The 12,945-nt window shown below is 65.0% G+C and carries 12 protein-coding genes; 11 read left to right on the top strand and 1 reads right to left on the bottom strand.

Going from position 1 to position 12,945, the window contains the following annotated elements:
* The first annotated feature begins 173 nt into the window (after positions 1-173).
* The 4 genes from AC1ZV1_RS26105 (at position 174) to yjiA (ending at position 4,288) form a co-directional block, all read left to right on the top strand.
* Positions 174-683, top strand: a complete 510-nt coding sequence (locus AC1ZV1_RS26105) for a DUF3015 domain-containing protein (protein WP_484294275.1) — start codon at positions 174-176, stop codon at positions 681-683.
* A gap of 186 nt (positions 684-869) precedes the next feature.
* Complete coding sequence (locus AC1ZV1_RS26100) at positions 870-2,936, top strand: carbon starvation CstA family protein (protein ID WP_301531436.1); 2,067 nt, start codon at positions 870-872, stop codon at positions 2,934-2,936.
* A gap of 12 nt (positions 2,937-2,948) precedes the next feature.
* Positions 2,949-3,152, top strand: coding sequence for a YbdD/YjiX family protein (locus tag AC1ZV1_RS26095; protein ID WP_015478970.1), 204 nt, complete (start codon positions 2,949-2,951; stop codon positions 3,150-3,152).
* A 137-nt stretch (positions 3,153-3,289) separates the two neighbouring features.
* On the top strand, positions 3,290-4,288 hold the full coding sequence (gene yjiA, locus AC1ZV1_RS26090) for a GTPase (protein ID WP_484294274.1): 999 nt from the start codon (positions 3,290-3,292) through the stop codon (positions 4,286-4,288).
* A 305-nt stretch (positions 4,289-4,593) separates the two neighbouring features.
* On the opposite strand, the gene AC1ZV1_RS26085 is transcribed toward yjiA, so the two are convergent.
* Positions 4,594-5,280: a GntR family transcriptional regulator gene (locus tag AC1ZV1_RS26085; RefSeq protein ID WP_484294273.1), complete on the bottom strand. Its 687-nt coding sequence runs from the start codon at positions 5,278-5,280 to the stop codon at positions 4,594-4,596.
* A gap of 140 nt (positions 5,281-5,420) precedes the next feature.
* Between AC1ZV1_RS26085 and AC1ZV1_RS26080 the strand changes: the two genes are divergently transcribed.
* The 7 genes from AC1ZV1_RS26080 (at position 5,421) to AC1ZV1_RS26050 (ending at position 12,892) form a co-directional block, all read left to right on the top strand.
* On the top strand, positions 5,421-6,491 hold the full coding sequence (locus tag AC1ZV1_RS26080) for an ABC transporter ATP-binding protein (RefSeq protein ID WP_484294272.1): 1,071 nt from the start codon (positions 5,421-5,423) through the stop codon (positions 6,489-6,491).
* A 2-nt stretch (positions 6,492-6,493) separates the two neighbouring features.
* Positions 6,494-7,405: an ABC transporter permease gene (locus AC1ZV1_RS26075; RefSeq protein ID WP_484294271.1), complete on the top strand. Its 912-nt coding sequence runs from the start codon at positions 6,494-6,496 to the stop codon at positions 7,403-7,405.
* Complete coding sequence (locus AC1ZV1_RS26070; RefSeq protein WP_484294270.1) at positions 7,402-8,193, top strand: ABC transporter permease; 792 nt, start codon at positions 7,402-7,404, stop codon at positions 8,191-8,193. The genes AC1ZV1_RS26075 and AC1ZV1_RS26070 overlap by 4 nt, the downstream gene beginning before the upstream one ends.
* A 49-nt stretch (positions 8,194-8,242) precedes the next feature.
* A complete protein-coding gene (locus AC1ZV1_RS26065; protein ID WP_484294269.1) occupies positions 8,243-9,295 on the top strand; it encodes an extracellular solute-binding protein in 1,053 nt (350 codons plus the stop codon).
* A gap of 218 nt (positions 9,296-9,513) precedes the next feature.
* Positions 9,514-10,713 carry an amidohydrolase family protein gene (locus tag AC1ZV1_RS26060; RefSeq protein WP_484294268.1) on the top strand — a complete coding sequence of 400 codons (1,200 nt, stop codon included), beginning with the start codon at positions 9,514-9,516 and terminating at the stop codon, positions 10,711-10,713.
* Positions 10,710-12,209, top strand: a complete 1,500-nt coding sequence (locus tag AC1ZV1_RS26055) for an amidohydrolase family protein (protein ID WP_484294267.1) — start codon at positions 10,710-10,712, stop codon at positions 12,207-12,209. Before AC1ZV1_RS26060 ends, AC1ZV1_RS26055 begins: the two co-directional genes overlap by 4 nt.
* 11 nt (positions 12,210-12,220) lie before the next feature.
* Positions 12,221-12,892 (top strand): flavin reductase family protein, encoded by a 672-nt coding sequence (locus AC1ZV1_RS26050; protein WP_484294266.1) that lies wholly within the window; start codon positions 12,221-12,223, stop codon positions 12,890-12,892.
* Positions 12,893-12,945 lie beyond the last annotated feature (53 nt).

Genomic DNA, 12,945 nt, shown 5'->3' with positions numbered 1-12,945 from the left:
GCTCTCCGGCCGTTTCTGCATCGCCTCACTATAGACGCAAGCCATTGTCGACGCGTCGCACGCCAGTCGCCGATGTTTCGTCCGTCAGACACGGCGCGCACCGGTTTGACAGCCTGCGGACCCTCGCCAAAGCTCCATGTGCGTTAAACCACTACAACTGCGGAGTGCAGAGCATGGACAAGAAACTCATCAAGGGTCTGATCTTTGGGGTTATCAGCGCCGCCAGCCTGGCAGCGCACGCGGATGAAGCCGGTCAGAGCGGGAAGGGCTGCGGCTGGGGCAACATGGCCTTCGAAGGGCAGCGCGGCCTGTTCCCGCACCTGCTGGCCACCACCACCAACGGCACCTCGGGCAACGCCACGTTCGGCCTGACCTCCGGCACCAACGGCTGCGACGCCAGCCAGCGCATCTCCTACGGCGGCCGCTCGATCTTCGCCATGAACGGCATGCTCGACAACATCGCCGAGAACATGGCCCAGGGGCACGGCGAGGCACTGGACGCCTACGCCGTACTGCTTGGCATCCCGACCCAGGACCGCGCGCATTTCGCCCAGGTCACCCAGCAGCACTTCAACGAGATCTTCACCTCGCAGGACACCACCGGTGAGCAGGTGCTGAACAACACCCTGGCGGTGATGAGCCGCGACCAGACGCTGGCGCAGTATGCCAAGCAGCCTGCCTGATCGACCGGTACGCCGCAAAAGGCCCGCCTCAGGCGGGCCTTTTCTTTTCCTGACCCGGCGGTCGAGCGCCTTGACCTCCGGCAATAAGCGCGTAACCGCTCTAGACTAAGGTCGTATGAATGGGTCGCTGGAAAAGACTAGAATTTTTCTGCGAATTCTCGCCTTCAAACTGTCGGAAGCCTCGCTATGAACAATAACAACAGCCTGCTACGTCATCTCGCCTGGCTGGCGGTGGCGATAGTCGGTGCATTTGCCTTGGGAGTCGTGGCACTACGTCGCGGCGAAGCCATCAACGCACTGTGGATCGTCGTTGCGGCGGTTGCCATCTACCTGGTCGCCTACCGCTACTACAGCCTGTTCATCGCCACCAAGGTGATGCAGCTGGACCCCAACCGAGCGACCCCCGCGGTCCTCAACAACGACGGCCTGGACTACGTCCCGACCAACAAGCACATCCTCTTCGGTCACCACTTCGCCGCCATCGCCGGCGCCGGCCCACTGGTCGGTCCCGTGCTTGCCGCGCAGATGGGCTACCTGCCCGGCACGCTCTGGCTGATCGCCGGCGTGGTGCTGGCCGGCGCCGTGCAGGATTTCATGGTCCTGTTCATCTCCAGCCGCCGCAACGGGCGTTCCCTGGGTGAACTGGTCCGCGAGGAAATGGGGCAGGTGGCGGGGACCATCGCTCTGTTCGGCGCGTTCCTGATCATGATCATCATCCTCGCAGTGCTTGCGCTCATCGTGGTGAAGGCCCTGGCCGAAAGCCCGTGGGGCATGTTCACCGTGCTGGCGACCATCCCGATCGCGCTGTTCATGGGCGTGTACATGCGCTATATCCGCCCGGGCCGCATCGGCGAGATTTCCGTGGTCGGTATCGTGCTGCTGCTGGGCTCCATCTGGCTCGGCGGGCAGATCGCCGCCAGCCCCGAGTGGGCCCCGGTGTTCACCTTCCATGGCGTGCAGATCGTCTGGATGCTGATCGCCTACGGTGCAATTGCCTCGGTTCTGCCGGTGTGGCTGCTGCTGGCGCCGCGTGACTACCTGTCGACCTTCCTCAAGATCGGCACCATCATCGCCCTGGCCATCGGCATCGTGATCGTCTCGCCGGAGCTGAAGATGCCGGCCCTGACCCAGTTCACCGATGGCACCGGCCCGGTGTGGAAGGGCGGTCTGTTCCCGTTCCTGTTCATCACCATCGCCTGTGGTGCCGTTTCCGGCTTCCACGCGCTGATCTCCTCGGGCACCACGCCCAAGCTGCTCAACCGCGAGCCTGACGCCCGCTACATCGGCTACGGCGGCATGCTGATGGAGTCCTTCGTGGCGATCATGGCGATGGTCGCCGCCTCGGTCATCGAGCCGGGCATCTACTTCGCCATGAACAGCCCGCCGGCCGTGGTCGGTACCGACGTCACCGCAGTGGCCCAGACCGTCAGCAGCTGGGGCTTCACCATCACCCCGGAGATTCTGACCCAGACCGCCAAGGACATCGGCGAGACCACCATCCTGGCCCGTGCCGGTGGTGCACCGACCCTCGCCGTGGGCATCGCGCACATCCTTCACCAGGTGCTGCCGGGTGAGAACACCATGGCCTTCTGGTACCACTTCGCGATTCTCTTCGAGGCGCTGTTCATCCTCACCGCAGTGGACGCCGGCACCCGTGCCGGGCGCTTCATGCTGCAGGACCTGCTGGGCAACTTCGTCCCGGCGCTGAAGAAAACCGAATCCTGGACCGCCAACATCATCGGCACCGGCGGCTGCGTCGCGCTGTGGGGCTGGCTGCTGTACCAGGGCGTGGTCGATCCGCTGGGTGGTATCAACACGCTGTGGCCGCTGTTCGGCATCTCCAACCAGATGCTTGCCGGCATCGCGCTGATGCTCTCCACCGTCGTGCTGATCAAGATGAAGCGCCAGCAGTACGTCTGGGTGACCGCCCTGCCGGCCGCCTGGCTGCTGATCTGCACCACCACTGCCGGCCTGATCAAGCTGTTCGACAGCAACCCGGCCGTGGGCTTCATTGCCCTGGGCAAGAAATACTCCGCCGGCCTGGACGCCGGGCAGATCATCGCCCCGGCCAAGGACATCGGCCAGATGCAGCACGTGATGATGAACGCCTACATCAACGCCGGCCTCACCGTGCTGTTCCTGCTGGTGGTGTTCAGCGTGCTGGTGTACGCGATCAAGGTAGGCGCCAGCGCTTGGACCAAGAAGGAGCGCACCGACAAGGAAGCGCCGTTCCAGCCGATCCCGGACGCCTGACGGAGGAGCATCATGTTCAACGACCTCAGCCGCATGGGTAAGTACCTCGGGCAGGCCGCCCGCATGCTGGTCGGCATGCCCGATTACGACACCTACGTTCAGCACATGCAGAACAAGCACCCGGACAAGACTCCGATGACCTACGAGGAGTTCTTCCGCGAGCGCCAGGAGGCGCGCTACGGTGGCGGCAAGGGGAGGCCGATCCGCTGCTGTTGATGCGATGAAACTGGCTGCGTGGCCGATGCTGCGTGGCCAGCCTCGCCGACGTTTCACAGGCAGTGGTGCGGGCCGCGAGCGATCGCGGCCCGTTTTCATTTCTGCCCGTTTTCCATTCTGATTGCCTGGATGTTTCCATGACCGATTCCGCAAACGCGCCGCAGATTCCGGTGACCGTCCTCACCGGCTTCCTCGGGGCTGGCAAGACCACTCTGCTCAAGCACATTCTCAAGGCCGAACATGGCCTGAAGATCGCCGTAATCGAGAACGAGTTCAGTGAGACGCCCATCGACGCTCAATTGCTCGGCGACGAGGCCGTGCAGGTGACGACGCTGTCCAACGGCTGCGTCTGCTGCACCATCAATAGCGACCTGGAGCGAGCGCTCTACGTGCTGCTGGAGCGCCGCGACAGCGGCGAGCTGGACTTCGACCGCGTGGTGATCGAGTGCACCGGCCTGGCCGATCCGGCTCCAGTGGCGCAGACCTTCTTCGTCGATGAGACGCTGCGCGAGCGCTACCTGCTCGACGGCATCATCACCCTGGTGGATGCCGCCAACGCCGAGCGCCACCTGCAGGAAGCCATCGCCCAGGCCCAGGTCGGTTTCGGCGACCGCATCCTGGTGAGCAAGCGTGACCTCGTATCGCCGGCGCAGTACGAAGCGCTGGTGGAGCGCCTGCAGCGCATCAACCGTCGTGCCGAAATCCATGCGGTCGAGCACGGCGCTATCGAGTTGGAGCGCCTGCTCGACGTGCGCGGCTTCAACCTCAATGCCGATGTTGGCCTGCGCCCGTTGCTGCGCCCCCTACGCCCCGCGTCGGACACCATCGACCGCATCACTACCCTGGTGCTGCGCAGCGACAACCCGCTGGATATCGAACGCCTCAGCGAATTCATGGACGACCTGCTGCAATGGCACGGCAACTCGCTGCTGCGCTACAAGGGCGTGCTGAACATCGCCGGTGAGGAACGCCGCCTGGTGTTCCAGGGCGTGCTGCGCCTGTATGGCTTCGATTGGGATACGCCGTGGAAGGGCAACGAGCAGCGCGAGAGCGTGATCGTCTTCATCGGCGACAACCTGCCGGAGGACGAGATCCGCCAGGGCTTCGATCGCATCACCGGCGGCCCGACTGCCTGAGTGAAAACGCCCGGCCAGTGCCGGGCGTTTTGCTCTCTGTAGGAGCGAGCTTGCTCGCGAACCGTGGCCCCAGGTGACACCGGAATCAGCCGCCACTTCGGACGGCCCCCTCTCCCTTCAGGGAGAGGGTTGGGGAGAGGGCTACGGGGTCAGCGCCAGCTTCGGAGTTTCGGCTGAGTTCCCCCTCCCTAGCCCTCCCCCTGAAGGGAGAGGGGATTGTTCGGCGCAAGCGTTGACAGTTGGCGCAGGCCGGGAACCTCTGTTCGCGAGCAAGCTCGCTCCTACAAAAACCTGCCAGCGCGGCTTCAGCCGCCTATCAGGTGCTTGAGCGGGTGGTAATCCGCCTTCAGGTTCCCCGCCGCCTTGAGAATCGCCTGTTCGATCGCGTTCAGGTGCATGCAGGTCAATTCGATCGCCGCCGCCTGGTTGCCCGACTCGATGTACTCGATCAGCCGCTGGTGTTCGTTGCCGCGGCAGGTCTCGTGCTGGTCGTCGTCCAGGGTGGTGGCGTAGAGCGAGGCGCGCTCGATCAGCTTGCGGAAGAAGTCCAGCAGCACCGGGTTGTTCAGCGCTGCCGCGAGCTTCAGGTGAAACTCGCCCAGCAGGTGGACGAACCGTGCGTGGTCGTGGTCGTGGGTCGCCTCTTCCAGCGCCACATGGTCGCGCAGGTCCTGGATGATCGCGCTGTCCGCGCGGCGGCAGAGTTCGCTGACGATGCCGATCTCGATCAGCCGCCGCGTTTCGAACAGCGAGCGGATCTCCTCGTCGCTGGGCAATGACACCCACGCACCCTTGTTGAGCGCGCTGGATACCAGCCCATCCGCTTCCAGATGTTTCAGCGCCGCGCGCACCGATGTGCGGCTGACCTTGAACAGATCCGCCAAAGCCGCCTCGCCGAGCTTCATGCCCGGGCGCAGGCTGCGCTTGCTGATCGCCTCGTAAACCCCTTGGTAGACGCGTTCCACCGTGGACTCGGGGTGCTTATCCGTCATGAGCGACTCCGCCTCTTGCTTGACCCGTCAAAGGATGCCGCAAAACCGTCCGTGCAAAACCAGTTGCAGAAGAAAAATACATCCGCTATTTCTAGATTGCATTCAAATATTGCATACAAAAACAAGAGGAATGCACCAAAATGAATCACTCGTCGTCAGTCGAGGTGCGTCGGGTCAGCAAGCGCTACACCGATGACCCGAACGTCGCTCCCGCCCTCAACGAAGTGTCGGTCGACATTGCCCATAACGAGTTCTTTACCTTGCTGGGGCCTTCCGGCTGCGGTAAGACCACGCTGCTGCGCAGCATCGCCGGCTTCGAGAACGTCACCTCCGGCGACATCCTCGTCGGCGGCGAGCGGGTCAACGACCTGCCGCCTTACCGCCGCCGCATCAACACCGTGTTCCAGAGCTACGCCCTGTTCCCGCACATGTCGGTGAGCGAGAACATCGCCTTTGGCCTGGAAATGCAGGGCCTGGCGCGCGGCGACATTCCCGGCCGGGTGAAGGAAATGCTCGCGCTGGTGCAGATGGAACACCTGGCACGACGCAAGCCGGCCGAGCTTTCCGGCGGCCAGCAGCAGCGTGTGGCCCTGGCCCGCGCGCTGGCGCCAAAACCCTCGGTACTGCTGCTCGACGAACCGCTGTCCGCGCTGGACCTGAAGCTGCGCAAGGAGATGCAGGTCGAGCTCAAGCGGGTGCAGGAAGAGGCGGGCATCACCTTCATCTTCGTCACCCACGACCAGGAAGAAGCGCTGACCCTGTCCGACCGCATCGCCGTGATGTCCCACGGCAACATCATGCAGATCGGCACGCCCAACGAGATCTACGAACGCCCGACGCATCGCTTCGTCGCGCAGTTCATCGGCGACATCAACTTCCTCCCCGGGCAGATGCGCCAGGGTGGCTTCCACCCCAACGCCATGGCGGCGGAAATCCCCTGCGAACTGCCGGCCGGCCTGAGCAGCGCCAGCGTGCAACTGGCCTTCCGCCCGGAGCGCTCGAAGCTGGTCGACCCGTCGCAGCCGCATCACCTGCGCGCGGTGATCGAGACGGTGATGTACGTCGGCACCGCCACGTTGTACCGCTGCCGCCTGCCCGATGCCTCGCAGATCACCCTGCGCGAGAGCAACGAGGGCGGCCGCGCCCGTGACGTCGGCGAAGCCGTGGCGGTGCACCTGCCGCCCCAGGCCTGCCTGCTGATGGAGGCCTGAGCATGAAGGAGTCGCCCACTACCCGACGCCTGTTGCTGCTCAGCCCCGTGGCGCTGACGCTGCTCGGGCTGATCGCCATCCCGCTGGCGATCATGGGTTACATCAGCCTGCTGCCGCGCAACCTCTACGGCGGTGTCGACTGGCACGCCGACTGGCAGATCCAGAGCTACGTGCAGCTGTTCTTCCAGGAAGACTTCGACGGCAACCTGGAGCTGAACTGGGTCTACGCCCAGGCGCTGTTGCGCTCGCTGTTCCAGGCCGGCGGCACCACGCTGCTGTGCTTCCTGTTCGGCTTCCCGGTGGCACTGTGGATGACCAGCCTGAGCGAGCGTTCGCGCAACCTGATGGTACTGCTGATCACCATCCCGTTCTGGACCAACCTGCTGATCCGCAACTACGCCTGGCTGATCATTCTGCGCGAGCACGGCTGGATCGCCCAGTCGGTCAACGCGCTGTTCCCCCAGGCCGGCGGCATCACCCTGCTGTACAACGATTTCGCGGTCTGCGTTGGCCTGGTCTACAGCTTCCTGCCGTTCATGATCCTGCCGATCTACTCGACCCTGGAGAAACTCGACTGGCGCCTCGTCGAGGCCGCCTACGACCTCGGTGCCAACCGCTGGAAGGCGCTGCAGCGGGTAATCCTGCCGCTGTCCATGCCCGGCGTGATCGCCGGCTCCCTGCTGGTGTTCGTACCGAGCCTGGGCGCCTTCATCACCCCGGCGATCCTCGGTGGCGGCAAGACGCTGATGATCGGCAACCTGATCCAGCAGCAGTTCGGCACCGCGCGCAACTGGCCCCTGGGCGGTTCGCTGTCGTTCCTGCTGCTGGCGATCATGCTGCTCGCACTGATCGCGTTCGCCCTGTATAGCCGCCGCGCCGCCAAGGCCATCCACCTGGGAGGAGCCAACGCATGATCGCCCAGCACCTGAAGAAACTGCCCGGCACCCGCGAAACCAGCCTGCTGGTCCTGGCCTACCTGTACCTGCCGATCTTCGTGCTGATCGGCTACAGCTTCAACGCCAACCGCTCGGCCACGGTGTGGACCGAATTCTCCTTCGCCTGGTACGGCAAGATCGTCGCCAACCCGTCGATCCAGGCGGCGGCCTTCAACTCGCTGGTGGTGGCCGGTTTCGCCACCGTGCTGTCCACGTCGATCGCCCTGGCGGCAGCGCTGGCGACCTCGCGGCCGTTCTATGGGCGACGGCTGGTGGAGGGCGGCATCAACCTGCCGCTGATCCTGCCGGAGATCGTCATCGCGGTGGCCACGCTGCTGCTGTTCATGTCGCTGGGGATCAAACTGGGCCTGATGACGGTGATCGTCGCCCACGTCGGCTTCTGCATTCCATTCGCCTACCTGCCGATCCGCGCGCGCCTGAACGACCTGGACAAGAGCCTGCTGGAAGCCGCCGGCGACCTCTACGCCAGCCCCTACCAGGTGTTCCGCCGGGTGACCCTGCCGCTGCTGTGGCCGGCGGTGCTGTCCGGCGCGGTCCTGGCGTTCGTGGTCAGCCTCGACGACTTCATCATGACCTTCTTCGTCGCCGGCCCTGGCTCGACGACGCTGCCGGTCTACATCTTCTCGGCCATCAAGGCCGGGGTGACACCCGAGATCAACGCTATCTCGACCCTCATGCTGGTGATTTCCATCGTCCTCGTGGTGCTGTCGTACTGGCTCGGCCAGCGCGGCAAGCCGGACGCCTGATCAAGACTGCCGACCTTTCGTTTTCTGACCTTTCGTTTCGGAGCGCAACATGAAGTTGAATGCCCTGCGTCACGGCCTCGCCGGTTTGTCCCTCGCTCTGCTGGCTGCGGGCGCCGCCCAGGCCGAGGAGCCCAAGCAGCTGTTCTTCTACAACTGGACCGACTACTACCCGGTGGAGCTGCTGGCCAAGTTCGAGAAGGAGACCGGCATCAAGGTCACCATGGACGGCTACGACAGCAACGAAACCCTGTTGGCCAAGCTGCAGGCCGGCGGCGCGGCGTACGACGTGATCGTGCCGTCGCACTCGATCATGCAGACGCTGATCCACCAGGACCTGCTGCTGGAGATCGACACGCCCACGCTCGCCAACTTCCAGTTCGTCAAGCCGGCGTTCCGCGATCCGGGCTTCGACCCCGGTCGCAAGTACTCGGCGCCCTACCTGTGGGGCACCACGGGTTTCTCCTACGACAGTGCGCGGGTGCCGGGCGGCAAGCTGGATGACTCCTGGAAGGAGTTCTTCGAACCGCGTCCGGAGCTGCAGGGTCAGGTCGCCGCGCTGGATACCCCGAGCAGCCTGATCAACGCCGCCGCGCACTACCTGAACCTCGACGAGTGCACGGAGAACCCGCAGGACGCCAAGAAGATCCTCGAGTTGCTGCAGAAGCAGAAGCCCTTCCTGAAGATGTACAGCTCGGACAACACCGTGGACCGCATGGCCTCCGGCGAAGTGGTGCTGATGCAGAACTGGAACGGCTCCACCGCGCGCGCCACCCTGCAGAAGAGCACCATCAAGTACGTCTACCCGCGCGAAGGCGTGGCGTCCTTCCAGGACAACTTCGCCGTGCCGAAAAGCGCGCCGCACCCGGAGAACGCCAAGGTGTTCATCAACTGGATGATGAAGCCGGAGAACGCCGCCGCGGTGACCAACGCCATCGCCTATTCCAACGGCATCCAGACCGACCAGTTGCTCGACGCCAAGTGGAAGGTGATGGATGCCATCAACATGCCCGAGGAATACGCGCAGCGCCTGCGCCTGGAAAAGGAATGCAGCAACAAGTCCCGCGAGCTGCAGGACCGCATCTGGTCCAAGCTCAAGGGCTGATGATCTGGCCCGGCTTCGCGCCGGGCTGCTCTTCGTAGGACCGAGGGTGACGCCTAGTCCTTGCTCGCGAACCGCATGACGCCGGCGCTAAGCCGTAATCCGATCGCGAGCAAGCTCGCTCCTACAAGGTTTAGCCCGGAGCTCGCGTCGGCGAGTTCCTCGGCGGATAACTGCAAGCAGTTAATCGCCCTACGTTCTTCTCTGGATTCGAGGTCCCCATGACCGACAGCTACTGGCTGCGCAACATCCGTCCGCTGGGCAATGCGGCGGAAGACTTTCTCATCCGTGACGGTCGCATCGCCGAGCGCCGTCCGGCCAGCAACACCGCGCCGCAGACCGGCGACATCGAGGGCGCCGGCCAGCTCCTGCTGCCGCCGCTGGTGGAAAGCCATTGCCACCTGGACAAGACCCTCTGGGGCCAACCCTGGCGCCCCAACAGTGCAGGCCCCACGCTCAAGGACTACATCGCCAACGAGCGACGCGTGCTGCGCGAGATCGAGGCACCTATTGCCGCCCGTGCCGGCGCGCTGCTGGAACAGTGCATTGCCCGGGGCTCACTGACCTTCCGCTGCCACGTGGACATCGACCCCGAGCTGGGCCTGCGCCACGTGGTCGCCATGCAGGCACTGCGCGAACGCTACGCCGACCTGATCGACATGCAGTTCGTGGTCTTCCCGCAGACCGGCCTGGTCAGCCGTCCCGGCACCGCCGAGCTGATGCGCGAGGCGCTGGCGCTGGGTGTGGAAAACGTCGGTGGTCTCGACCCCTGTGGCATCGACGACGATCCCATCGCCCAGCTCGATATCGTCTTCGGCCTGGCCGTGGAGTTCGGTCGCGGCGTGGATATCCACCTGCATGACAAGGGCGAGCTGGGTCTCTGGCAGATTGCCCGCATCGCCGACTACACCGAGCGCCACGGCCTGCAGGGCAAGGTGATGATCAGCCACGCCTACTGCCTGGGCATGGCGCCCTGGGAGCAGGTCGAGCCGCTGGCCGAGCGGCTCTCCGAACTGGGTATTTCCCTGATGAGCTCCGCCCCGGCCGACACCCCGGTGCCGCCGTTCCTCGCCCTGCGCGAAACTGGTGTGAACCTGTGCCTGGGCAGCGACGGCATCCGTGATGCCTGGTCGCCCATGGGCAACGGCGACATGCTCGAGCGCGCCATGCTCCTCGCTTTCCGCTTCGACCTGTGCAAGGACGATGACCTTGCCGCCGCCTTCGCCGCCGCCACCGACAACGGTGTCCGCGCGTTGGGTCGCGAGCCGGCGCGCATCGAGGTCGGCGCGCCAGCGGACTTCCTACTGCTGCCGGTCGAGACCCTCGGTGAGGCCGTGGTTGCGCGCCCGGCGCAGCGCCAGGTGTTCAAGGCCGGCAAGCTGATCGCCGAGCAGGGCCGCCTCGTGGAGTCGCGTCTGTGAGTGCGCCCCGTATCGGCCTGAAAGCCAGCTTCGTGGTGGGCTTCGACGGCACGCAGCACGTGCTCTGGCGCCACGCCGACGTGGTGTTCGAGGGCGGGAACATTGTCTTTGTCGGTCGGGGTTTCCCTGGCGAAGTCAGCCAGTGGATCGACTATGGCCACGCACTGATCGGCCCCGGCTTCATCGACCTCGACGCCCTCGGCGACCTCGACTCCACGGTGCTTACCCTGGACAACGGCGCCGAATGGAACATGGGCCGCGTCTGGTCCGAAGACTATCTGCGCGCCGGGCCGAACGAGTGCTACAGCCCCGACGAGGAGCTGTTCAAGTACCGCTACGCCTTCACCCAGCTGATCCGCAACGGCATCACCACTGCCATGCCGATCACCTCGATGTATTACCGGCGCTGGGCCGAGCACTACGACGAATTCGCCGGGGTCGCCGCGCTTTCCGGCGAGCTTGGTCTGCGCACCTACCTCGGCCCTTGCTACATGAGCGGCATGACCTACGCGCGCGTCGACGGCAGCCCTGCGCAGCACTGGGACGAAGCCGCCGGACTCGCCGGACTGAAGGAGGCCGAGCGCTTCTTCCGCGACTTCGACGGCGCCCACGGCGGCCTGGTGCGCGGTGCGTTGCTGCCGGATCGCATCGAAACCTGTACGCCCGCGCTGCTGGAGCGCACCGCAGCCGTGCAGCGAGAACTGAACGCACCGCTGCGCCTGCACTGCTGCCAGTCGCGGTACGAGGTGGAACTGGTGCGCCGTCTGCGCGACACCTCCTCGCTGCAGTGGCTCGACCGCTACGGCCTGCTCAACCCGCGCAGCGTGCTGCCCCACGGCATCCTGCACAGCGGCGAGCACGAGCTGCAGCGTCTGGCGGATACCGGCGCGAGCCTGGTGCACTGTCCGGTGGTGTTCGCCCGTGAAGGCGACGCGCTGGATTCGTTCGGCGCCTACCACGCTCGCGGTATCAACCTCGCCATGGGCACCGACACCTTCCCGGCAGACATGCTCGACAACCTGCGCCAGGGTCTGAACATTGCGCGAGTAAAGGAGGGCGATGCCGAACACACGCGCATGCTCGACCTTTACAACGCCGCCACCCTCGGCGGCGCCCAGGCGCTGGGCCGCGACGACCTCGGCCGTCTTGCTGTCGGCGCCCGCGCGGACATCACCGTGTTCCGCCTTGGCGACTTCCACCAGGGCCCGTTCTTCGACCCGCTGAAGAACCTGTTCACCGCCGGCCGTGGCGACGACTGCGTCGCCAGCTTCATCGACGGCCGCAGCGTGATGCAGGGCGGCCAGGTGATCGGTGTCGATTACACCGACCTGCAGCGTCGCGCTGACGCGCTGTTCCAGAAGCAGATGCAGCACCACGCCGAGCGCGCCTTTGGCAATCCGCCGTGGCGCACGCTGTTCCGCTCCGCGATTCCCTTTGCCGATTCGTACAGCGCCGACGCACCGCTGTTCGATACGCACGCACCAACGGCCCCGTGAAGGATCACCGCATGCTCAGCTTCGATTTCCAGCAGCTCTCCGCCCGCGAGAAATACAAGATCCTCATCGGCAGCGTGGTTCCTCGGCCCATCGCCCTGGTCACCACCGTCGACGCGGATGGGCGCGCAAACGCCGCGCCCTTCAGCTTCTTCAACGCCCTCTCGGCCGATCCACCGATTCTCGCCCTGGGCGTGGAGAACTACAGCGACCTCAGCCCCAAGGACACCACGCTGAACATCCGGCAGAACCAGGAATTCACCGTGAACATCGTGTCCGACGTGCTGGTGGAGGCGATGAACGTCTGCGCCGTGCCGTTCGAGCCGGGCTTCGACGAACTGGTCGCTGCCGGGCTCACTGCCATCCCCGGCACCCGCGTCGGCTGCCCGCGCATCGGCGAGGCGCCGGTGGCGCTGGAGTGCCGGCGGATGATGGCACTGTCCATCGGCCAGTCGCGGGAGATCATCCTCGGTGAAGTGCTGATGGCCCACGTGCGCGACGACCTGATCGATCCGGCCACGCTCTACATCGACCAGCTCGGCCTCGACGCCATCGGCCGCATGGGCGGGCATGGTTATGCGCGCACGCGGGAGTATTTCGATCTGCCGACGCGGTCGTTGAAGCAGTGGATGGAGGCGCCGGGTGCGGGCGAACGCCTCTGGGTTCAATCCCAAGAACTGGCCTGATGGGGCCGCTCCTACAAGAGCCTCCAAAGAAAAAGCGCCCGGCATCCTGCCGG

It is taken from the genome of Pseudomonas sp. BB438 (assembly GCF_057180225.1).
The sequence above is the reverse complement of the archived record's forward strand: the minus strand, read 5'-3'. Positions and strand labels throughout refer to the sequence as shown.

Bases quoted from the DNA above. Each gene is read 5' to 3' on its own strand.
- AC1ZV1_RS26075 (WP_484294271.1), top strand. From the start codon at position 6,494: ATGAAGGAGTCGCCCACTACCCGACGCCTGTTGCTGCTCAGCCCCGTG.
- AC1ZV1_RS26065 (WP_484294269.1), top strand. From the start codon at position 8,243: ATGAAGTTGAATGCCCTGCGTCACGGCCTCGCCGGTTTGTCCCTCGCT.
- AC1ZV1_RS26100 (WP_301531436.1), top strand. From the start codon at position 870: ATGAACAATAACAACAGCCTGCTACGTCATCTCGCCTGGCTGGCGGTG.
- AC1ZV1_RS26085 (WP_484294273.1), bottom strand. From the start codon at position 5,280: ATGACGGATAAGCACCCCGAGTCCACGGTGGAACGCGTCTACCAAGGG.
- AC1ZV1_RS26105 (WP_484294275.1), top strand. From the start codon at position 174: ATGGACAAGAAACTCATCAAGGGTCTGATCTTTGGGGTTATCAGCGCC.
- yjiA (WP_484294274.1), top strand. From the start codon at position 3,290: ATGACCGATTCCGCAAACGCGCCGCAGATTCCGGTGACCGTCCTCACC.
- AC1ZV1_RS26095 (WP_015478970.1), top strand. From the start codon at position 2,949: ATGTTCAACGACCTCAGCCGCATGGGTAAGTACCTCGGGCAGGCCGCC.
- AC1ZV1_RS26050 (WP_484294266.1), top strand. From the start codon at position 12,221: ATGCTCAGCTTCGATTTCCAGCAGCTCTCCGCCCGCGAGAAATACAAG.
- AC1ZV1_RS26060 (WP_484294268.1), top strand. From the start codon at position 9,514: ATGACCGACAGCTACTGGCTGCGCAACATCCGTCCGCTGGGCAATGCG.
- AC1ZV1_RS26080 (WP_484294272.1), top strand. From the start codon at position 5,421: ATGAATCACTCGTCGTCAGTCGAGGTGCGTCGGGTCAGCAAGCGCTAC.
- AC1ZV1_RS26070 (WP_484294270.1), top strand. From the start codon at position 7,402: ATGATCGCCCAGCACCTGAAGAAACTGCCCGGCACCCGCGAAACCAGC.